Origin of the sequence: Ochrobactrum sp. Q0168 (assembly GCF_016427605.1) — a bacterium.
Lineage (GTDB): Bacteria > Pseudomonadota > Alphaproteobacteria > Rhizobiales > Rhizobiaceae > Brucella.
The window spans coordinates 26,629-48,280 of sequence record NZ_JAELXQ010000006.1 but is presented as its reverse complement, the minus strand read 5'-3'; the positions used below and the strand labels follow the sequence as shown (position 1 = coordinate 48,280).

Sequence of the window (21,652 nt, the reverse complement as noted above, 5' to 3'; positions counted from 1 at the left end):
GATGCCATGCATCCCGCAAGGGATTGTTCGCATTCCAGCGACCGGAGCTAATCGTCAAGTGACGGCGAGCGGAAGTCGATCCGCCGTCGCAGCGGCCTCTCATTTCAACCGCTGTTCAAAGCGTTTCAGCATCAAGAGCAAGCCAGCATTCTCCGCACGCAGCTTTGCAGCCCATTCGCGCCTTAAGATTGCGTTTTCGGTTTCGAGGGACGACAGCTCAGTCTGAATATCAGGCTCAGCGACTGTTCGACTTTCCACCTGTTTCCGCCGTCTTGGTTTTTTTAACGGGCGTCGAACGGAGGCCTCCTCCTGCGCAATCTCTCCTGCTCTCATGTCTGGTTGTGGTTTTGCAGTTTTGATCGGTGCTTCAGCGGGAACGGCAGTGACAGGTTCGGTCAGGGGCGCGGTTTCAGCCCGTTCCACCTCAGCGTTGCTCACCACCGGCGGGGCGGGATCAGGCGTTACAGGAGCCTCTGGGAAGGGGAGTGTCGCATCCGTTTCCACCTGACGGGCTAACGATTTCAAATCGAGGTTTCCCCATAAGGAGGCGTTGCCCTTGCGAGCGCGTCTGTTTTTATATTCAACGACAACAGTACGGTTTGGATTCTTCATCCTTGAATAGCTTTTCCGATAAATTTTACGATGGTGCCCGAAGGCTCATAGCTGACTATAGACCTCGCTCACGATTTTCAACATTCGATCAACGAATGGAGTTGTCTTCAAACGTCGTGAAGTCGTGCCTGCCTCACGACACCCTGACATCCGCACTATAATTTGGCAAGGATCGGAATAGTAGGCCGATCTTAAGCTCGAGCTTCTTCGTTTTCATCTCTGAATTGACCGCCAGATCGCTGTGACGAAAGCGGGATCGAAAACTGAGCAGGCGGCAGTGTGCCGTTCACCACAAAATCACCAATCTGACGCCCGCGGTAAATCAAAGGGTTATGCGAGGAAATCGCCCTTGCATTTCGCCAGAACCGATCAAAGCCACGCCCTCGGCTCAATGCTGAGGCGCCGAGCCCGCCAAAAAGCGCTGCCGTTGCTTCCAATATCTGTGTCACGGTGGATATCTGGGCCTGATAGACTTCAATCTCCAGCCGCGCGCGATCACCTTCGCTAGCGTCACCGGAGATGAGCTTCTTGAAAAACCTCTCCGATGCTGTGGCGGCATTAACCGTCGCTACATTCGCACTGTAGACCTTCGAAACCACTTCTCCGACGACCTGAAGTATTTGAGGATCATGCTTGGCGGTGCCGGCATTGCCGTGGGCGTAAGTGCGCTGGCGATTATCGCGATAGGCGGCAGTTTCACGTACAGCGGCGCGTCCTAGGTTCTGTCGCAAGATTTTCACTTCTATTGAGCTATGTCACCATCAACGTGCGTAAATTGATTGAGGTGAATAGAGAGGACAATTGACTTCAAAGGTGCTCATTTCCCCAAAAGTGTCATCCTATATGCCGTTTTCTTCTATGTCCGTTATCCAGTTTTTTATCGAGAGCTTCAGGAAATTATGGCGGAACGCGGCGTAGAGGTCGACCATGCAACGTTGAATCGGTGGGTTGTTAAATATTCGCCGCAGATTGCTGCTCAGGCACAAAGACGTAAACGACCAACCCTTGGCTCATGGCGTGTTGATGAGACTTATATAAAGGTCAAAGGAAAATGGACATATCTGTATCGGGCTGTTGATCGTGATGGCCAAACTCTTGATTTTATGCTTTCCGAGCGCCGAAACTTAAGCGCTGCACGGCGGTTCTTTAGAAAAGCTATCGCAATCAATGGCATTCCGAACAAAATTGTTATTGATAAAAGCGGAGCCAATTTGGCTGGTGCGCAGGCTATAAACAATATCATGAAGATTACGTGCGCAGGCAAGCCGATTGAAATCCTACAGGTCAAATACCTGAACAATATTCTTGAGCAGGATCATCGCTTTATCAAGCGGATCACCAAATATATGTTGGGCTTCAAAGCTTTTCATTTAGCCTCAGCAACGATTGCGGGCATCGAAGTTGCGCATATGATCCGTAAGTACCAATTCGTAAATGTCAATTGTTCTCCATTTGAGGTCTTTGCGGAGCTTGCAGCATAATTGCGTTCACAGATAAGGACGCATTTAACCTACTAAAAAATTTGCGACAGAACCGGTTGGATTGAGCCGATAGTACCCAGAACCAATTCGGCCCTGTCACGGCAAGTTGGAAAGACGGGGGACATAGTGCGCGAAGTGCCACAATCACAGCGTGGACAAATGGGTGCCATTGCCGTTGGCTTGACAATCAGTGCGATTTTTTCAGGTGCAACCGAGATTTGAACAACAGCTAGGTCGAGCACTATCCACGACTTCAGAATGGGAAGCATCGATCACGCTCAAGGCCGATTGCAATTCCAACCTTATGCATTTGTCGGCATTAAATGAAATCCGCATTGGGGAACAAACCTTGTTCTACCCCATAGTTGGACCCGCTGATGGTGTTCATAAAGTACGAACCGCATTATGGGACACGACGTTCTATGTCTCCAAAAGCTGCATTCCCGTAGCGCGAACTGCTCGCCGGTCGAAGGTCACCGTTTCACGACATCCCGCAAGCCGTCCGCCGTGTGCAATCAGCGCGGCAGAAAAATCTGCATTGCTGCTGCGAAAGGTTGCAAGTGCCAGATAACCAACCTCGGCGCCCTCGATGACCAGTTCGCGTGTGCGCAGAAGCATTTCGATCACTTCGACCAAAGCGGCGCGCGGCATCTTATAAGAGCGCACAAGTACCCAAACGGTTTCGACCAGCACAACCTGGGAAATATATCCCGGCAGTTCGGTCGTTAGGCCATCGATGAACTGTGAAGCTGCTGCCGATTGGGCTTCGTCGTCCTGCGCCAGATACCGCACAAGCACGTTCGTATCGATGCCAATCACCTGCGAGTAGCCCCGCTTGCAATTGCTGCGTCCATGTCCTCAAGGCTAACCGGCGTGTCGGGCTTGGGGACAACCCCTTTCAATGATTTCACCGAACAGGATGCTGGCACGACGGCATAGTGACCGTCCTCCATTCGAATGAATTCAATGCGGTCGCCGACGGACAATCCCATGTCACGGCGTACCTTGATTGGAAATGTGATCTGACCTTTCGACGTGACGGTTGATTACGACATGGCACCCTGTCCTTACTATTGGTAAGGAAGTATGTAAGGAGTATATATGTGATGTCAATTGCGTCCCACGGAGAACCTGAGCGCCCATGCTCTCATATCGATAGCATCAAGGCTCTATGCATCAATCCCAGCAAGCGCTCGACGGTGGATCAGAGCGTTCGAGCGGTCGCGTTGGGATCTTCGCTGCAACTGTTTAGGTTCTGCGGTATCGCGCGAGGTGCCGAGAAAGGCCGGCAGACGAAGCATTTTCACTGCGAAGCGAGGATAACACCTGATACAACTCGCCAATACTCACTTCGGTTGCGAAGGTTTTTTCAGACGTACCCCAACGCCGCCGCCGTTTTCCGGGATAAAATCTATGCCAGCCGCTTCAAATGCAAGGCGAATTGCCTCAATCGTTGACGAGTAGCCGGGTCGTCCAGCTTCAATACGAGTAACCGTTGCCGCCGTAATGTTCGCACGTGTTGCCAAATCACGAACACCCCATCTCAGAGCCGCTCGGGCCATACGAATTTGCTCAGCAGTTAGGTTCATTATATCCTTGACATAATCTTCGTGTGATTTCACACTTAATTCAATCCGGTCTGTAACAGCCAAGTGAGGTGCTTGCGACACCCCACTTGACCTGACCACAACCAAGCTTACACGGAGCTCAGATCATGGCTGATTCTGACAATAGCATACGTTTGCCTTTCGTCACCCGCAGGAAAATATTGGCGGGGACTGCCATTGCCGTCGGAGCCGTGGCATCCGATATCTTAGCGCGTGACATGATTAAAAACGAGGCGCTTTCCGACCCCGTGTTGGCGCTCTGGCGTCAGTGGCAGGACGCTCACCTTTTGATGGAAAGTCATGGCAGCAGGTTAAAATCTCTCGAGCGCCAACTTGCTGAGACAGTTGACTATGCCCATGCGATGATCGAACTGACTAATGGCGAGCGCGTCAGAGTTTATTCGCTCACAGCTATTTGGGACATATTCGACGATGCTCCCGATGGCGCAGCAGCTTGCGCTAAAGCGGAAATCGATTTTGCAGCACATCAGTCACGTTGGAATGACGCCGACCGGGAAATTGGCTATTCAGCCACGGTGAAGGCCGAACAAGAAGCTGGTGACCGGGCGGCGAACATTCTGGATGTCATGGCCGCCACTGCATCGACATCGCTGGCCGGTGTCGAAGCCAAGCTTGACGCCACGTTGCGCGAGGGCAGCGTCTGGGAAAACTGTTCAGAATTTCCATGGCCTCAAATTCGCTCGGTGCGTAATGACATCAGACGGATGAGGAATAATCAGTCCCATGGTGCAAAGTTATGATAAAACCCCGCCGAAGGCTTGCGCTGGAGACGGCCTATCATGAGGCGCTCATTGAATGCTTTGATCACATTGACTGTCACAGAACCCTGGAACTGAGACGTGTTATAAGAATCCTCTTTGACGAATTTGAGGAGGCACAAAGGGGCAAACTGTCGGACAAAAAGAAAGGAGGACGCATTCTCAAACTGGTTCTCTTCGGCATTGCTGCAGGCGGGAACGGTATCCCGGACGAGCACCATGAATGCCCTCACATTGGCCGAGCAGGCAACCGATACTCCGATTTCAATCTGCTCGTCATCGTTAACTCCCAATTTTTTGCGGGCCCACGTATATGGAAGCAGGCACAGGAGCGGTTTCTGCGCGAGTTGACAGTCACTGGACATCTCTCCGCGCGCGTCAATTTCATTGTACACTCTATCATGGACATCAATGATCAGCTTGCAAACGGCCGACCCTTCTTCACTGAGATTGTCCGTAACGGCATCATGCTGTACGAAGCCCCTGGGTCCCTTCTCGTTGACCCCATTCCGCCGGACCCGGAAGCCGCCCGGATTGAAATGCATCGAAATTTCGACCACTGGTTTTCAGCCGCTTTGCAACGCTTCGAACTGGCAAGCGAGGCCTTGCGACGCGGCTTTCACAGGGAAGCGGCCTTTGATCTGCACCAATCGGCAGAAAGGCTCTATCACTGCATATTGCTTGTCCGGACGCTCTACACTCCGAAATCCCATCGACTGATCTTTCTCCGATCCCATGCGGAGCGAATTGCACCTCAATTGATTGACGCCTGGCCTGACAACAGCCGCTTTGCTAGACGCTGCTTTGACCTCCTCGATCAGGCCTACATAGGTGCTCGTTACTCACGCAGTTATAAAATCACGGTTCAGGAACTGGACTGGCTCGTTGATGGCGTAAAGGCGTTGCAGGAAGCTGTGGCAGCAATCTGCCTGCAACACCTCAATCAACTGGACGGTGCGGGAGCCGGACCGACCCACGGCCAGTTGGATACGTACGCGCAAACCGCTGTCATGTGGTAGAATTCATTCGCCGCTCCCTCCTTCCGGGATCAAAGCAGTAGCGCGTTCACCTCTGGGCGCGCTCAGTCTATTCGCGCAACCAGTTTTCGACCCTCAGAGCACGGATGCGTGAGAATTCTCCGGTATGGGCTGTGACTAACACCACCCCGAGCGCATAAGCATGGGCAGCGATGAGGAGGTCATTCGGACCGATGGGCTGACCAACGGCTTCCAATTCGGCTCGGATTCGTCCATATTCGGCGTCGGCAGGCGTATCAAGTGCGAGCACTTTCATACTTCCAAGAATGGCCTCGATGTGCGCCAGCAGCTTCGGCGACCCTTTTTGGGCGCATCCATAACGCAACTCTGCTGCGGTGATGATACTGACGCAAACAGCTTCTGGTCCAACCTCGGCGATGCGTTTGGCGACAGCGCCCTTGGGGTTTCGTGCAAGCTCGGACACGACATTGGTGCCAAGCATGTAGAGCGTGCTCACAGGTCGATTTCTTTCAACGGTAGCAGGGTATCGTCAATATTAGGGAACTGATCTTCCGGCCCAAGCGGTTCCAACCCGGCAAGCACTTCTAACAGGTTCAGACGCCGCACTGGCTCAATGATAAGTCGATCTCCATCGCGATGGATCATCACCCGGTCGCCGGGAAGTTCGAAGTCAGCTGGAATGCGTACCGCCTGACTCTTATTGTTACGGAAGAGTTTTGCTTCCCGGGCTGGTGTAGGTTCGGAGTGTCGGAGCTGTGGCATATTGGCCTCCCTTGTATATACACGAGTATATACATCACGGCAGGATACATTTCAAGCGGAGGGGGGTCGCTAGCGCGCAATTTCCACATTGCCTCAGGTGAACTATCAAATTGCCGCGGTGGAAGTGTGCAAACCCCACTTTGCCTACGGGTGGATTGATGGCTTTATCAACGACGATGAATGGTCCGAAAACGAAGACGTGCGAGTGGCCAATGAAGCTTAAAATCGCGCCCATATCTCTTCCTGGCTTAGCGGTGGAATTTTTGGAACGCCTGGATCTCCGTGGCTGTTGACCATAGTTCGGCATATCCGCCCAGCTCATCAAGAGAATGCGGGCGTAGCAGCAAACGCGCTGTTTCAGTTTTTCTCACAACGTTCGATCTCATAAAGTTTGTCTGATTCCTTACAATATTGGTCCGTTGTGAGATTTTTCATGGCTCCTATTTTAGCACGAGATAGCGCGCAAATACTGCTTTGATGAGAGGATTCTTTACGAACTTTATTCCAAGCTATGGCTGCGACAGCTCGATCATGATCTTTCCTGGCTCTTAGACACCAGGTCTCGTCGTACGATCTGCGGCACCAACTACCAGCTGTCTCGATACAAGCTATCCAGAACCTCGCGACTTGGGCGGCACACCGCTTCCCGCATGGCATTAGCCTTAAGCGGTTGGCGTCCCTCTCGAATAGCGTCACGACAAGGAACGTCTCCGGCCAACCGATCTGACGGCTGATTGCACCTTCAGTCGGCGCTACTTCGGCGCGCTTCGCGCACAAACGGCAGCGCGAAGGGCAAGCATAGCCGTGGGAAGGGTCGCCAGCAGCTGTTTCCGAGGCACGCCGTCGCGCGCTTGCACTGCGACGCCGATCAGGATCGCAGCATAATGGTCGGCTAATGCCGCAATTTCAGTATCAGGGCGCAATTCGCCTTCAGTGACAGCGCGCCTTAATCGCGTCATCAGCACATCCCTTCGCTTGCGGCGATAATCCGCGAGAAATTTCCGCACATTATCATTCTCCGCTGTGCAATTGGTCGCCGCCGATACCACCATACAGCCAGCCGGGCGATCTTTTCGCGTACAGTTCTCGATCGCTTCCGTAATGCTTCGCTCGATTGCAAGGGATGCGGTTGGTTCTTCGGCCATAGCGCGTTCGGCGAAGCTCCCCTCTTCAGCCGAATAAAGCTCCACGGCTTCGCGAAACAATGCCTCCTTGGAGCCGAAGGCAGCATAAATCCGCGCTGAGGCAATGCCCATCGTTTCCACAAGATCCGCCATGGACACTGCTTCATATCCCCGCGACCAAAAGGCATCGCGCGCCTTAGCCAAAACCTTCTCCCGGTCGAATTCGCGTGGCCGTCCTGCCATCAACCTTCTCCATTGTTTAATGAACAACAAATAATTCGCTTGACCGCTTGTTGCAAGCTTCTATTCTTTGTCGATCAACAAAGAATCATTGAACTGGAGATCAGCATGAATATGTCGGATCGGGCGGGCGCAATCCCGGCCTCAAGCATCAATACGCGGAGAAGTGGAGCACTGGTGCTGCTTGCTTTCGCCCAACTTATCTATTCGCTCGACATCAACATCGTTTTTGTCGCCCTGCCCGAAATCGGTGCGGGGCTCGGCTTTTCCGGTCAGACGCTACAATGGGTGGTGAGCGCCTATATGGTGCTGTGCGGCGGGTTTTTGCTGCTGGGCGGCCGCGCTGCCGATCTGATCGGCCGACGGCGTATGTTTATCTTCGCGCTCTGGGTTTATGCGCTTTCTTCTCTCGCGGGCGGGATGGCCCGGTCGCCGGAGATCATCATCATCGCGCGCGCCGTGCAGGGTATCGGCGGGGCGTTCCTGTTTCCAGCCACGCTCTCCCTGATTAACCGTCTCTTTGCCGAGGGGCCGGAACGCAATCGGGCGCTTGCGGTATGGGGCGGAGCCGGCGCGAGCGGGCTTAGCGTCGGAGCGCTGGCAGGCGGCTTTCTCACCGGGACGTGGGGTTGGCCAGCAGTATTCTACGTCAATGTCCTGCTGGCTGGCGTCGCGATCCTTACTGCCTTCTTTGTGATCCCGCGCGACCCTACACGGCAGGACCGCCGTAACTTCGATCTGGCGGGTGCGCTAAGCGTCACCATCGGCGCGACAGCACTGGTCTTTGCTTTGGTGGAAGGTCCGGAAATCGGCTGGCGTACAACCAATGTTATCGGCGCGCTCGTGCTCTCTGCCGCCTCACTTATTGCGTTCGCGGTAATCGAAGCGCGCAGCACCGATCCACTGATGCCGTTGCGGTTGTTTAACAACCGCAATCTGGTCGCCAGCATGATCATCACCTTTCTGTTCATGGGCACATTCGGCGCCCTACCCTATTTTCTCACTGTTTTCTTTCAGAATGTCCAAGGAATGACGGCGTTGCAGACAGGCTTCGCCTTGCTGGTTCCGTCCATCGCCATCGTCGTCGGCACACAGCTCGGCGAACGACTGGTGCGACGTCTTTCAATGCGGGTCACACTGGTCGCGGGCATGTTGGTGGGCGCCGCCGGAACGGCGCTGCTAGTGCCCGGCACCGAATTCGGTAGCAACTATATGACTATCGTTCCGGGCCTTATCATATCGGGTATCGGCCAAGGCATTGTCTGGACCGGCATGTGGATCGCTGCCGCCACGGGCATCCGTCCAGAGGAACAGGGTGTCGCCTCCGGCATGGCGTCCACCACGCTCAGTATTGGCAATTCTATCGGGATGGCCACCCTGATCGCCGTCGCCAATCGCCATCTGGGCGATCTGGAAGGGGAAGCGCTGGCCCAAGCGATGTCAGAAGGTATTCAACTTGCATTCTGGCTGGCCGCCGCCGGAATTCTCGTCAGCCTTCTTGCAGTTTCCGCACTACCGAAGGCAGTCAAGGTCGGTTAAAGACAACGATGTTGGCCTGACATTCATTTAATGTCAGGCCGCACCTTCAGCTCGACTGCCCCTGGGGGCAAGCTCGGCATATTTAGCCGTAAACACTCCGACAATCAGACGCCCACTCTCACTGAAGCATTTACTCCTCCAATGACGGAGCCGAGCGAAAATTAGCCGGTAAATGGCCGCCCTTGCTCCAACGCTTCCACGAGAGCCTCGCGGAACACCGCAATCGGCGACGTCAATCGCCCTGCCGGTGCCCGATGCACCAACCAGGTATTAACGCGTGGCGAAAAATCGACCGGCTTTATAATTTCGAGCTGATCCCGCCAGGAGCTCGTTGCAAGAGGACCCGGTGTGACAATCCCGATGCCCAATCCCCTTGCCACCAGCGAAAGACGCAAATCGACGCTCAGCGCCTCGACGGCCACATCGAATGGCAAGTGGGCTCGTTCGAAACGATGGCGGATGTAGGCACGGAACCCGCATCCACTTTCATTCATGACCCAAGAAAAGCGTGCCAAGTCCTCAAGACTACACGATCTCGGTACATTTAACGCTTTGGATGAAATGATAAGGATGTCCTGCCCACCGAGATCGTCAGCCGCCAGCTCATCCGGTGGCCTGACGCCCTCAGGAAGGCAAACCGCCGCTGCGTCAAGCTGACTGCGGAGAACCTGGTCCAACAGGCTTGGTGACCACCCGGTTCCAAGTCGCAAAGTGAGCTCAGGATAGTCCTTCCGCAATTGATCAAGCGGATTGGTCAACGCCACTTGTGAAAGATAGGGCATTAAGCCGAGGCGAAACTCTCCTCTTATCTCCCCACCAGGAGAAACGCCCGACCTCAAATCCTCCAGAGACCTCAGAACTCTGCGGCCATGCTCATAGGCTTCCCGGCCAGCGATGGTCGGTTTGAGCGGTTTTGATTGCCGGTGGAGCAAGGTCACGCCAAGATTTTCCTCGAGCGTTTGAATTCGGCGAGTGATGCCGGGTTGGGTCAGGTGAATGCGAGCCGATGCCGCAACGATAGACCCGGTTTCCACGACTGCCACAAATGCTTCCAGATCACGAATATTCATCATTATCTCTCATAATCATTATACCAACTATTCATTTGCCTCAATATGCTATTAATTTATATTTTTTCAAAACACTATACCTTTTATTTATTATGGTGAATTCATGTCAGTACCACCCCTTTCTTCCGAAAAGCCGCATGTAGAGTTAGAGACGTCATTTTCTGGCGCAATGACGATGCTATTTGCGGTCGCGACCGGTCTCATCGTCACAAATCTCTTCGCATGCCAGACTCTCGTAGGGACGCTCGCCGTTTCGTTCGGGTTTCCTCCGGCCTATGGCAGCATGGTGGCAATGGCCACCCTCCTCGGTTACGCAACCGGCTTGTTCTTTTTGGTTCCGCTCGCCGACCTCACGGAGAACCGCGCCCTGGTACTGCGAATGCTTTCCTGCGGTGCCGCAACCGCGCTCATCGCTTCCGTCACATCGTCTGGATGGCTATTCATTTCATTACTGTTTTTGCTCGGCGCTGCATGCTCTTGCATTCAAATTCTGGTACCGATTGCTGCGTCGATGGCCCCACCAGAACAGCGTGGCCGCGTTATTGGCAATGTTATGAGTGGGTTGATGGTCGGCATACTCCTATCGCGGCCGGTGGCTGGTATCATCGCGGACACATGGGGGTGGCGCAGCTTCTATCAGATCAGTGGTGCTGCGATGGTGCTACTCATCTGTTTGTTGTGGAAGTTTCTTCCCGAGCGTCGGCCCGTCGGCTCACTGCCCTACTCGGCTTTGATTGCTTCACTTTGGCAGTTAATGCGTAATGAGCCAGTTCTCCGTTCGAGCGCGTTTTCAGCTGCAATGGTGATGGCGAGCTTCAGCCTCTTTTGGACAGCAGTCGCCTTGCGTCTCGCCACATCACCATTCAACCTCGCCCCGAATGGCATTGCTGTCTTCGCACTCGTGGGGGCCGGAGGCGCTGCGGTGACACCCCTGGTCGGACGGCTCGGAGATCTCGGCCATGGACGGATGATAAAGATCATCTCCCACTTTTTGGTCATTGTAGCAGCACTGCTTGCCCTTTGCGCCGGTTCCTCCCATACGGTCAGTCCATGGCCTGCACTTCTTCTTTTGGGCTTAGCCGCAATAGTGCTTGATGTTGGCACGACTGGCGATCAAACTCTGGGGCGCAGAGACATCAATCTGTTGCGCCCGGAAGCTCGTGGGCGCTTGAATGGGGTTTTCGTCGGTACTTTCTTTGTGGGAGGCGCACTCGGATCGGCACTGGCGGGTGCGGCTTGGAGTGTCGGCGGCTGGGAGCTTGTTTGCTTTTGCCTAGCGGGTTTCGGCTTCCTCGCGTTAGTAACCGACTTTGTCAGACGCTGAATGTATCGCCACTTGAACTGGACACTATAAAACTGCGCGCGCCGTTCTATTTCGGCGGAAAAAACACAGGCCGGTTCAAGAACGAGGTGGGTTATGCAATCCTCCATGCGTGTTCAAAGCGCCAGCGACCGCTGCAACGACTGATTGCCCGATACTAGAACGACGCAGCCGGGAACCCGAATGGATGAAACCATACAATGACGACCCGTCTATACGATGACTGAAGCTACATGAGGCGGGGCAACTCGAGAGCGAGATGATCCAGGGCAATGCGGATCTTCGGGGTCAGTACATCTTTGTGCCAAAGAGCGTGGTTGTGATAGGAGTAACTCCGACCAGCAACGGGAACCGTCACAAGCTCTCTGTGTTCAATACGCTCACGAACCAGCCAACTCGGTAGCCAAGCCACGCCGAGTCCTGCCGCGGCAGCATCTGCAATCGCGGCAAGATCGTCCATCATGAAACGACCATGCGGCTCGATATCAATCGGCGCGCCGCTCTCGTCGCTGAATCGCCATCTCTGTGATCGCCCAGTTCTGCCGAATGTGATAGTTTCGTGAGCGCCTATGCTGGCAATATCTACCGTCTCCCCACGAAGGGACAGATAAGTTGGCGAGGCACATATTAGCATTCGATGGCTGCATAGACGCCGTGTCATCATCCCAGCACCTCCGGCGATGGCGTCATGATGTTCGCCGACGCTCCGTATGGCCAGATCAAAGTCGTCGAGATCAACGATATCGTCAGTGAACGACATTTCAAGTTTAAGCTTGGGAAAGGCAACAGCCATCCTCAGCAGCAGGGGTGCGATACAGACCCGGCCAAGCAAGCTTGGCATGGTGACGCGTAGTCTGCCTTGTGGCAGGACAAGATTTTCCGAGGCTGCGGTTTCGGCCGCCTCGATATCGGCCAGAATGGTTCGGCAGTGTTCGTAGTATATCCGGCCCGCCTCGGTGAATGATTGACGTCGGGTGGTGCGATTGATTAGGCGCACTCCCAGCCGCTGCTCAAGGGAACGAACGTGTTTGCCCACCATAGGTGCAGAAAGCCCCAGTACATCAGCAGCTCGTGCGAAAGAGCCCGTCTCTACTGCCCTAACAAAAGCTGTCATGCTCTCAATTCGGTCCAATTCGAAACTCCTGGTTTCCTGAGAATTGCCAATAAATGCATTTTTCGAAGTTTGGCAATCTGACATCAATCAATTCGAAAATGTATAACAGGAGTTGCCCATGTCGCGAATGGTACGTTTCCACAAATTCGGTGGACCAGAAGTCCTGCATATTGAAGAAATTGACCCTGCACAGCCGGGTCCGGGCGAAGTGCGTATCAGGGTCAAAGCCATCGGCGTAAATCGCGCCGATGTTTTGATGCGTTCAGGAACCTACATCCAGACACCTTCTCTTCCCAGCGGCTTGGGACTTGAAGCCGCAGGTTTTGTTGACGAGATCGGCCCTGGTGTCGAAGGCCTTTCGCCCGGAGACGCAACCAGCGTAATTCCCTCCATTTCCATGGAGCGGTGGCCGGCTTATGGGGATATGGCCATTTTTCCAGCGCATCTTGTCGTCAAGCATCCGTCGTCGATCAGTTTCGAGGAGGCAGCAGCAAGTTGGATGCAGTACCTGACAGCATATGGCGCACTGATTGACGTTGCTTCACTGGGCGCGGGAGAACCTGTCCTCGTGACTGCTGCATCCAGTAGTGTTGGACTTGCGGCTATCCAGATTGCGAACCTGATAGGAGCCCGCCCGGTAGCTGTCACCCGCAGCCGGACCAAAGCGCAAGCTCTCCGGGATGCTGGCGCTCACGATGTGCTCGTCTCGGAAGATGATGACCTCCAAGCCCAGCTTGTCACCGCCGGTGGAGAAAACGGATTTCGGGTCGTGTTTGATCCCGTGGCCGGTCCGGCCTTTACGGCAATCACCACCGCAATGGCTGTGGGTGGCATTCTGATCGAATATGGCGGACTAAGCCAACATTCAACACCGTTTCCGGTCGGGTCTGTGCTTTCGAAAAGCCTGACATTGAAGGGATACCTTGTTCATGAAATCGTTCGAGATCCTATACGACTAGAGAAAGCAAAGCGCTTTATTCTTGATGCCCTAGCCTCAGGCGCATTGAAGCCCGTGATCGCGAAGAAATTTGCCTTTGAGGAAATTGCAGACGCGCACCGGTTTCTCGAGACGAACGAACATCTGGGTAAGGTGGTGGTAACGGTCTAGCTAAAAGCAATACCGCTGGTGTGTTCGACGACGAAACTAAGCCCAAAGTCGCGGATGCGCCCTGAAACCACCAGCTTCACCGAGATTCCGGAAAACTTCGATTGATTTGCTCAAACACGCCAACGCAATTGTAGTCGGGCGAGCGCTTGTCTCTTTCGCGCGCCCGACTTTATGCCGTCTTCCAGCTTACTGGCGACGCCAGGTCTATCAAGTTACCCGTATTCGAACCGAACGGCCACAATCGCTTGGCCAGCGTCTTTCGGCGCAACTGAATTGACGTGATCCTCTGACATGCCCGGGCCGAGCGCACTGCGATCTTCGACGTCGACTTCTTTGCGGCGACTCGATCGCTTACCCCACCGCCGGCCAAATAGTGTCCGTTGAAATCCGATTGCGGGATAACTCTTCATCGCCTCAACCAAGACAGCGTCGGTGTCCGTGTCCGCGAGCTCGCTTTTCACTACGCCGGGTTGAATGCAGGTAACACGGATATAATTGCTATTCTGTCGCGACGAGACACCCCCAGTCACAATACTGGTTCGGCGGATCATTTTCGTCCCCTCCTCCTCGAATTTCAAGCAGCATAGGTAAGCGGGGAAAAATGGATGGCGGAATACTCATATAAAGTAAGAGCCAATAACAGGCTCAAACATCCCCTTGTAATTGGATGTAGCTCCAATCCAGATTGCCAGTCAAGAACATGATCAGCTCGATCAATTTTGATCCGAGGCAGATGTAGTAGAGCGCGTGCCGTTGCATTCATTATCGGATGGTGATCTTTAAAATAACGGCTTGGTCAACATCAGCCATATGATGGCCAAAACTGCGGTAAATGCCGGAAAGCCAAAAGCAAACCACCAACGATAGAGACGATGATAGGCCGCCGGCAGTGCTTTTCCCTCGTAAGCAGCCAAACGCGCCATATTCCGCAACCGAATCTGCATCCAGACAACTGGCAGCCAGAATGCACCAACAAAGATGTAGAGCGCCAACGACAGTCCAATCCAACCGGATAAGACAGGCCAACCAACTTCGCGTGCAAGCAAATAGCCGGTGACTGGCTGGAAAATGGCAGCAGTTGCGGTGAAAACCGTATCAGCCAATACGACGATGCCACCGACATGAGCAATCAACCGCGGGTCTGCCGATCGATTTGAGATGACCATGAAAAACGCGATACCCGCGCCGGTGCCAAGTAGCACCGTTGCACCAATCACATGCAGAAAACGCAGAATATCATAGGTCATCGCGCCTCCTGCATCATCACAATGATCGCCGCCAAAGCAATAGATGGAACCACTTTGACCATCGGTCCAAGCGGATCAAGCCACAGATCTGGCGCGACCGCCAGACCACCGAAGAGATAGCAGGCCGAAAGCACTATCATTCCAACCGCTGCCAGGCGCGTTGCGGAACGCCAAAGGATCGCTAGGCCCAATGCGATATCTGCAAATGCACCGCCATATACTGTAATACCCGCCAGCCACGCCGGAACGTGATGTCCTTCGAGAATAGCCATAGAGCGCATTGGAGATATTAATGCGAATAGCCCCGACACGCACCAAAACAGCGCAAGCGTGGCGATGGCCAGTGGCAGCATGAAGTACATCCGGGCGAAAAGCCGTTCCTGTCGGGTGGACGGCAGACTTCTCAGTGTCGAAACTAGCGAACGACAGGGGTAACCGCCCGCCTCAAGCCATACGCTAGGATCGCCTTGTATCCCGCCGGCGAGCGCCTGTAACGCAGTGCTGCGCATCGGCGAGCGCCACCCAAGCCAGCCGAGCAGATCAGCGCCCTTCCCCACTAATTTCAGTACCAGTGCGGGCATTTTTGGGCGCAACCACGGAGGTGAAAAACCCTGCCATTGTCTGATCCCGTCGACAAATTCGGAGAAGCTTCGAGCCTCCGGCTCGGTGAGATCGGCAATAAGGCCCGATGGTAGCTTTCCCGTTGCCGCTGCCACTACGGCCATTGCCACATCATCGATATGAACAGTCTGCACCTGAGCATGAGGCAAAACACGCGGCAAAATTAACGGTAAACCAGCCACGCCACGTAAAAGCGCTGTGCCGCCATAGGCATCTGGCGACAAAACAAGCGTTGGACGCAGGATCACGCAATCTCGTCCGCTCCTCGCCAGTATTTCGTCGCCGCGCGCTTTTGACCGAAAGAACTCCGTTGATGCTTCGGTTCCAACTCCAGCCGCCGAAATCTGGACAATGCGTAAGGAAATGTCCTTCGTTGCCTCGACCAGACGAGCTACCGTTGTGACGTGGATGGCTTCAAGACCGTCTCGCGCGCCGTCTTGCAGTGCTCCGGCAGCGTTCACAATGACATCGACATTGTCCAGCAACACTTGCCACTCGTCGACCGAGATGGTGGGAATGTCGCGGATCAACCATGTCCCATCGGCGTCAGCGGCGAGCGCAGCATGACGCGACCGTCCTACGCCGACAACTTCAAAATTTGAGTTAGCCAAAGCCCGCATGCACGCTCTGCCTATGAGCCCGTATCCGCCCAAAACGATGGCCTTACGCATCGAAGCCCCCATAGATGCACGACGTACATATTAGCTCCTCAGTATTGCCATGGGCAGTGCGACTGAAACGCACGTGGGCGCCCCCCGAACCTGGCTGGATGCCCCGTCCATCCTCACTTAATTTTTCAAGAACTTGAATGGGGCCGGAAGCAGAAAGTCCGGTCCGGCCAAAAAGTTTACTGAAGTAGGCTTCATCAGCTGTCGGCAATACCAGTTGATTGCCAGCCAGAATCTGTCGACCGCGATCCGTGCCTCCTTGCATGAACAACAACGTGTAGGCCCGCCTGCCCCACCTAAACAATTGGTTTTTATATTGTGGGGAGGTAAGACTTATAGTGTATCTAAGCTATTGATTTCAAAAGAAAATCCTATGTGAACATTGCTGCAAAGTAAGTCAACGCCAAAATCCATTTTGCCAGGCCGGTTTGTCTTGATGGACTAATACGGCAGGCCACGCATTGAGCGCGGCTTTTAAAAGTTCGTCCCCGAAGCTGATGAGAACCGCGATGAAACAACGACGCCATCCGTACCAACTCCGGCCCTGCCGGAATTGGCTCAGCCTACTAAGCCAATGCGCCACTGATAGGGCGGCGGCGTGCCATTGACGGCGAAGTCTCCGACGATCCGATCTTTGTATATTCGCGGGTTGTGTGATGACAATGTGCGGGCGTTCCGCCAATGACGATCCAAGCCGACGGGTTTGCGAGTAGATGACGCTCCCAACGCGTCAAAAGCGATTGTCGATGCTTCAAGTATCAAATCCGTGACGACAGTGAGGGCCTGCGACGTCTCCAATTCGGCGATGGCGTTGGCGTGCTCTTCACGAGCGTCGTCACCGCCAAGATGGGCCTGGTATGCGCGCTCGATCGATCGGGCGACCTGCAAGACGATTGCAGACGCAGTGTAGGCGTTGCTGCGAATGCGGCCTACCACTTGTAGGACTTGCGGGTCCTGGCTGGAGCGGAGGCCGGCCGCATTGGAATAATTGCGCACGCGCGCGGCGACGGCTGCGGCAACTTCCGTCGCGAGTGCTCGCCCTATGCCGGCCAGCGTCGCAAGATGAACGATCTGGTAAAAGGCAGCACCATAACGGAACTGATCCTCGTCCGCGACGATGTCCGCCGGATCGACCTCAGCCGCCACGAACCGGGTCGTCCCGCTGGCGGTCAGGATCTGTCCGAACCCGTCCCAGTCATCGATGACCTCGACACCCGGAGCATCGCGGCGGACCTGTACCACGCTGCCGACACCATCGAGGCCGGTCACGCCGACATTGATCCAGTCGGCAAAAAGAGAACCGGTCGTGTAGAATTTCTGGCCATCGATGACGTGCCTGTCTTCAGCCTGCGAAACCTTGGTGGAAAATCCGCTCTGCTGCGCGTTGCCGGTCTCGGTCCAGGCGTTACCGGCAATCTCGCCGCGGGCCAGTCGCTCCGTCCAGCGGCTGCGATCCGCACCTTGCGCCTTGTTGACGATATCCTCGACGAAACCGAAATGACCCCGCAAGGCCTGCGTGATGTTGGAGTCCGCAGCCGACAGTTCGATCAGCAGGTTGGCGAGTTCGGGTATGGTCGCGCCAAATCCGCCCTCGGCCTCCGGTACGCGCAAGGCGCCAAAACGGGCCGCCTTCAACTGCGCGATCTCGGCTTCTGGCAGCTTGCGGTTCAGTTCCCGCTCCAACGCACCGGCAGCGATGTCGGCAAACAGCGGACGGAATTGTTCGGCGAGAGTTTCGTAACGTTCGGAAGGGCCTTCGCCCCAGCCAAGGTCGATCTGCGTCATGATTATGTGGTTCCTGTTGAATGAAGAGAGCGGATCAGGCCGCATCTCCGAGATAGAGGCGATGGAGATCGTCACGCTGCTTGAGGTCTGCGGCCGTTCCGCCAAGCACCACACGTCCGCTTTCGAGAATGTAAGCGCGCGAAGCATGTTTCAGGGAAAGTGCTGCATTCTGCTCCGCAAGCAGAAAAGCCGTGCCGCGTTCCCGGTTAAGGCGCAGGATGATCTGGAAGATTTCGTGCACGATACGTGGCGCTAGACCCATTGACGGTTCGTCAAGTAGAACAAGGCGCGGACGGGTGAGAAGCGCCCTGCCGATCGCCAGCATCTGCTGCTCGCCACCGGACGTCAGGCCCGCGTGAGTGCGCCGCTTCTCCTTGAGCCGCGGGAACCATTGATACATATCGTCAAGCTGCTCCTGCAACGCACGAGAACCGGGGCGATGGAGAAAGGCACCAGCAAGCAGGTTTTCCTCCACAGTCAGATGTGGAAAGACATGTCGCCCTTCCAGAACATGTACGATCCCCCGTTTTGCGAGCTTGTTTGCTGGCAGACCGAGAATATCCTGCCCATCGAAACGGATATGACCACGGCGAACATTGGCACGGTCGGCAGCTGCAAGGCCGGATATCGCCTTGAGCACCGTGCTCTTGCCGGCACCGTTCGCCCCGAGAAGCGCAACGATCTCCCCTGCCCCGACCGTAAGGGAGACATCAGAAACGGCAAGGATCACACCGCCATAGACGACCTCGATGCCCGATATGTCGAGCTGTGGATTGTCGGCCCTGTCAGCCTGTGTCTTTTGCGCCGGCGTCGTCATCGATTCATCTCCGTTGAAAGCCGGGGCAATGCGTCATCGCCCCGGTGAATCTTTCCGTCAGTTGGTGCCGACGTTTCGCGGCGTGATACCGTGCTCCTTGGCATAGGCCTCGGACTTGGCGTCGATCAGCGGCCGAAGTGCCTTGCGGTCGGCCTGCACCCAGTCGCTGACGAGGTTCCAGCGGCCGCCATCCCATTGCTGGACGCGCACCGCGCCGCCGCCCTCATGGTCGGCCGGGGTCAATTGCAGGTTTTGCACGAGACCGAGGAAGCCGGCCTTCTCCAGCGCGGCATTATCCAGCTTGAGGTGTTCGAGAGCCCACTGCCCCTCCTCGCCGGTGATCGGCCGGTTGCCGAACTTGGCCTGCGCCTGACGCACGACCTCGACGGAGATGAGCGCGTTCACCAGACCGGAATTGTAATAGACGCTGCCAAAGGCCTTCGGGTCGCGAAGGTCTGATTTTCCGGCGTCGACGATGTGCTGTTTCAGCCGCTTGTGGATCTCAAACTCAGTGCCGGCGGGATAGGGCGTCAGTGCGAGATAGCCCTTGGCGGCATCGCCAGCCGGGATGACATCCTCTTCGGATGAAGCCCAGACGTCACCGATGATCCGATCCGCAGGGAAGCCGAAGCGTTGCGCGCTCTTGACCGCAACCGGCGTCGAGACACCCCAGGTGCGCAGGAAAACCCAATCCGGTTTCCGCTCGCGAACCTGACGCCACTGCGCTGACTGTTCGCTGCCAGGATCGGGAACCGGTATCTGAATGTTCTCGAAACCGTATTTTGCGGCAAACAGCGCCAGCGGATCGAGTGTTTCGCGGCCATAGGCGCTGTCATGGTAGACTGTGGCGATCTTTTTGCCCTTCAGCTTGTCGAAGCCCCCTTCCCGCTCGGCGATATAGTTCACCAGTGCAGAGGCTTCGCTGTAGAAGGTTACCATGACCGGAAAGATGTAAGGGAAGACGCGGCCGTCGGTGGCTTCGGTGCGGCCATAGGCCATCGTCACAAGCGGCAGCTTGTCCTCTGCGGCGCGATCCGACAGCGCATAGGCCGCAGGTGCACCATTGGGGAAATAGGACGCAACCGGCGCGCCGTTGAGGCCGCGCTTGAAGCGCTCGTAGCATTCGATGCCTTTTTCCGCAGTCCATTCCGTTTCGCATTCCTGCCAGATTATCGGAACGCCATTGATACCGCCCTCGACCTCGTTGATATAACGATAATAGTCGATGATGCCCGCCCAAATGGATGTGCCCGACGCTGCATAGGGGCCGACGCGGTAGCTGGCGATCGGGAAAAACTGCTTGTTGCTGTCCGGGCCAGGCGTCGTATCGACGGCATGGGCGGCTCCGGCGAGAAACACCAGCGAGGCGGCGCCGATCAGGGTCCGCGAAATCTTTTTCAACATGATGAGCCTCCGGTTCGTCGATCAGTTCGTTTCGGTTTCGGGCGTGCGCGGGGTGATGCCGTGTTCCTTGGCATAGGCTGCGGCACCTTCCTTGATCAGCGGATTGAGCAGTTCATGGTCCGCCTTGATCCAGTCGGTCTGGAGCACCCACTTCTTGCCGTCCCAGCTCTGAATGCGGGCGGCACCACCACCTTCATGGTCCGTCGGGGTAATCGCGATAGGCTGTAGCAGGCCCTTGAAACCAATTTCCTCGAGCCGCTTGTCGTCGATGGTCAGGTGCTCGAAAGCCCACCGCCCTTCTTCACCGTTCAACGGCCGTGCGCCAAAATGCTTGTAACCGGTGCGCAGCGCCTCGACGGCAAGCGCGGCATTGACGAGGCCGATATTGTAGTTGACCGCGCCGAAGAGCTTCGGGTCGCGCAGATCGGACTTGCCCTTGTCGAGAATCTCAGCCTTCAGTTTCTGGTGGATGCCGAAATCCGTGCCGCCCGGATAAGGAGCGAGCGCCGAGTAGCCAACCGCAGCCGCGCCCGCCGGAATGGCATCGGATTCAGAACCCGCCCACACATCGCCGATGATATGGTCGGCCGGGAAGCCAAAGCGTTGCGCCGTCTTCAGCGCCACGACCGTCGAGACGCCCCAGGTGCGCAGGAAGACCCAGTCCGGCTTCTGCTCGCGGATCTGGCGCCATTGCGGCGACTGCTCGTTGCCGGGATCGGCAACCGGGATCTGGATGTTTTCGAAACCGTATTTCTTCGCCAGCACCTCCACGGCTGGTTGGCTGGCGCGGCCATAGGCGCTGTCGTGATAGACGGTCGCAATCTTCAGGCCCTTAAGCTTGTCGAACCCGCCGACCTTGGAGGCGATGTAGTTGATGCCCGTCGATGCTTGGCTGTAATAGCTGAAAAGCAGCGGGAAGGCGTAAGGGAAGACAGTACCGTCGACCGTCTCGGTCTTACCGCCTGCTGGATCGATCAGCGGAATCTTGTCAGCGGCAGCCTTTTCCAGGAGCGCGTAGGTCGCCGGCGTGCCATGGGTAAAGAAGAAGGCGAGCGGCGAGCCATTCTTGCCAGCCTTGACGCGCTCATAGACCTCGACCGTACGGTCCGGGCTCCACTCCGTCTCGAATTCCTCGTAGTCGAGCTTGACGCCCTCGACGCCGCCTTCGACCTCATTGATGTAGCGGAAATAGTCGCGCTCACCCGCCCACCAGAGTTCTCCGGATGATGCATAGGCACCGACGCGGTAGGTTGGAAGCGGAATATACTGGCTGACGTCGGCGGCAAAGGCAGATGCCGCGTGGGAGAAAACGGTGCCGGCGAGCAGCACGGCAACAATCAATCGTTTCATGGCTT

The 21,652-nt window shown here is 55.6% G+C and carries 21 protein-coding genes and 1 pseudogene; 6 read left to right on the top strand and 16 right to left on the bottom strand.

The genetic code is table 11. From position 1 onward, the window contains the following. Positions 1-99 precede the first annotated feature (99 nt). The gene (locus JAU75_RS12650) at positions 100-612 is read right to left on the bottom strand and encodes a hypothetical protein (RefSeq protein WP_199056868.1); all 513 of its coding nucleotides are present in this window, start codon (positions 610-612) and stop codon (positions 100-102) included. Positions 613-803: 191 nt separating this feature from the next. Next, complete coding sequence (locus tag JAU75_RS12645) at positions 804-1,352, bottom strand: hypothetical protein (protein ID WP_199056867.1); 549 nt, start codon at positions 1,350-1,352, stop codon at positions 804-806. A 48-nt stretch (positions 1,353-1,400) separates the two neighbouring features. Between JAU75_RS12645 and JAU75_RS12640 the strand changes: the two genes are divergently transcribed. Next, positions 1,401-2,093, top strand: a complete 693-nt coding sequence (locus JAU75_RS12640; RefSeq protein ID WP_199057065.1) for an IS6 family transposase — start codon at positions 1,401-1,403, stop codon at positions 2,091-2,093. Positions 2,094-2,513: 420 nt separating this feature from the next. On the opposite strand, the gene JAU75_RS12635 is transcribed toward JAU75_RS12640, so the two are convergent. The 3 genes and pseudogenes from JAU75_RS12635 to JAU75_RS12625 form a co-directional block, all read right to left on the bottom strand. After that, positions 2,514-2,912 (bottom strand): PIN domain-containing protein, encoded by a 399-nt coding sequence (locus JAU75_RS12635; RefSeq protein WP_199056866.1) that lies wholly within the window; start codon positions 2,910-2,912, stop codon positions 2,514-2,516. Beyond that, positions 2,909-3,124 (bottom strand): annotated as a pseudogene (locus JAU75_RS12630) (AbrB/MazE/SpoVT family DNA-binding domain-containing protein); the annotation flags it as partial. The pseudogene JAU75_RS12630 and the gene JAU75_RS12635, both read right to left, overlap by 4 nt. A gap of 315 nt (positions 3,125-3,439) precedes the next feature. Beyond that, positions 3,440-3,745 (bottom strand): multiprotein-bridging factor 1 family protein, encoded by a 306-nt coding sequence (locus JAU75_RS12625; RefSeq protein WP_371836172.1) that lies wholly within the window; start codon positions 3,743-3,745, stop codon positions 3,440-3,442. 62 nt (positions 3,746-3,807) lie between these two features. On the opposite strand from JAU75_RS12625, the gene JAU75_RS12620 reads away from it, so the two are divergent. Further along, a complete protein-coding gene (locus JAU75_RS12620; protein ID WP_199056865.1) occupies positions 3,808-4,461 on the top strand; it encodes a hypothetical protein in 654 nt (217 codons plus the stop codon). Beyond that, a complete protein-coding gene (locus tag JAU75_RS12615) occupies positions 4,458-5,498 on the top strand; it encodes a HEPN domain-containing protein (RefSeq protein ID WP_199056864.1) in 1,041 nt (346 codons plus the stop codon). Before JAU75_RS12620 ends, JAU75_RS12615 begins: the two co-directional genes overlap by 4 nt. 67 nt (positions 5,499-5,565) lie before the next feature. On the opposite strand, the gene JAU75_RS12610 is transcribed toward JAU75_RS12615, so the two are convergent. From JAU75_RS12610 to JAU75_RS12600, 3 genes are all read right to left on the bottom strand, one after another. After that, a complete protein-coding gene (locus JAU75_RS12610) occupies positions 5,566-5,973 on the bottom strand; it encodes a type II toxin-antitoxin system VapC family toxin (protein ID WP_199056863.1) in 408 nt (135 codons plus the stop codon). Then, positions 5,970-6,239, bottom strand: coding sequence for an antitoxin (locus JAU75_RS12605; RefSeq protein ID WP_095448406.1), 270 nt, complete (start codon positions 6,237-6,239; stop codon positions 5,970-5,972). The genes JAU75_RS12610 and JAU75_RS12605 overlap by 4 nt, the downstream gene beginning before the upstream one ends. Positions 6,240-6,991: 752 nt before the next feature. Further along, a complete protein-coding gene (locus JAU75_RS12600; protein WP_247880473.1) occupies positions 6,992-7,606 on the bottom strand; it encodes a TetR/AcrR family transcriptional regulator in 615 nt (204 codons plus the stop codon). Positions 7,607-7,711: 105 nt separating this feature from the next. Here JAU75_RS12600 and JAU75_RS12595 point away from each other — a divergent pair, with 105 nt between their 5' ends. Continuing rightward, on the top strand, positions 7,712-9,142 hold the full coding sequence (locus tag JAU75_RS12595) for an MFS transporter (RefSeq protein WP_199056862.1): 1,431 nt from the start codon (positions 7,712-7,714) through the stop codon (positions 9,140-9,142). Between the two features lie 161 nt (positions 9,143-9,303). On the opposite strand, the gene JAU75_RS12590 is transcribed toward JAU75_RS12595, so the two are convergent. Continuing rightward, entirely contained in the window at positions 9,304-10,212 is a 909-nt protein-coding gene (locus JAU75_RS12590; protein WP_199057062.1) for a LysR family transcriptional regulator, read from the bottom strand. Between the two features lie 103 nt (positions 10,213-10,315). On the opposite strand from JAU75_RS12590, the gene JAU75_RS12585 reads away from it, so the two are divergent. Then, a complete protein-coding gene (locus JAU75_RS12585; RefSeq protein WP_199056861.1) occupies positions 10,316-11,536 on the top strand; it encodes an MFS transporter in 1,221 nt (406 codons plus the stop codon). Between the two features lie 226 nt (positions 11,537-11,762). Here JAU75_RS12585 and JAU75_RS12580 read toward each other — a convergent pair whose 3' ends face one another. Beyond that, the gene (locus JAU75_RS12580; protein WP_199057061.1) at positions 11,763-12,665 is read right to left on the bottom strand and encodes a LysR family transcriptional regulator; all 903 of its coding nucleotides are present in this window, start codon (positions 12,663-12,665) and stop codon (positions 11,763-11,765) included. 100 nt (positions 12,666-12,765) lie between these two features. Between JAU75_RS12580 and JAU75_RS12575 the strand changes: the two genes are divergently transcribed. Further along, on the top strand, positions 12,766-13,755 hold the full coding sequence (locus tag JAU75_RS12575) for a zinc-dependent alcohol dehydrogenase family protein (protein WP_199056860.1): 990 nt from the start codon (positions 12,766-12,768) through the stop codon (positions 13,753-13,755). Positions 13,756-14,534: 779 nt separating this feature from the next. Here JAU75_RS12575 and JAU75_RS12570 read toward each other — a convergent pair. The 6 genes from JAU75_RS12570 to JAU75_RS12545 all read right to left on the bottom strand — a co-directional run bounded on the left by JAU75_RS12570 (position 14,535) and on the right by JAU75_RS12545 (position 21,647). Continuing rightward, positions 14,535-15,002, bottom strand: a complete 468-nt coding sequence (locus JAU75_RS12570) for a DUF2269 domain-containing protein (RefSeq protein ID WP_121539179.1) — start codon at positions 15,000-15,002, stop codon at positions 14,535-14,537. Next, positions 14,999-16,294, bottom strand: a complete 1,296-nt coding sequence (locus tag JAU75_RS12565; RefSeq protein ID WP_247880472.1) for an SDR family oxidoreductase — start codon at positions 16,292-16,294, stop codon at positions 14,999-15,001. Before JAU75_RS12565 ends, JAU75_RS12570 begins: the two co-directional genes overlap by 4 nt. A gap of 555 nt (positions 16,295-16,849) precedes the next feature. After that, positions 16,850-18,076 carry an acyl-CoA dehydrogenase family protein gene (locus JAU75_RS12560; protein WP_199056858.1) on the bottom strand — a complete coding sequence of 409 codons (1,227 nt, stop codon included), beginning with the start codon at positions 18,074-18,076 and terminating at the stop codon, positions 16,850-16,852. 34 nt (positions 18,077-18,110) lie between these two features. Then, positions 18,111-18,893, bottom strand: coding sequence for an ABC transporter ATP-binding protein (locus JAU75_RS12555; protein WP_199056857.1), 783 nt, complete (start codon positions 18,891-18,893; stop codon positions 18,111-18,113). Positions 18,894-18,950: 57 nt separating this feature from the next. Then, positions 18,951-20,297, bottom strand: coding sequence for an ABC transporter substrate-binding protein (locus JAU75_RS12550; protein WP_199056856.1), 1,347 nt, complete (start codon positions 20,295-20,297; stop codon positions 18,951-18,953). A 21-nt stretch (positions 20,298-20,318) separates the two neighbouring features. After that, positions 20,319-21,647 carry an ABC transporter substrate-binding protein gene (locus JAU75_RS12545; protein WP_199056855.1) on the bottom strand — a complete coding sequence of 443 codons (1,329 nt, stop codon included), beginning with the start codon at positions 21,645-21,647 and terminating at the stop codon, positions 20,319-20,321. Between the last annotated feature and the right edge of the window lie 5 nt (positions 21,648-21,652).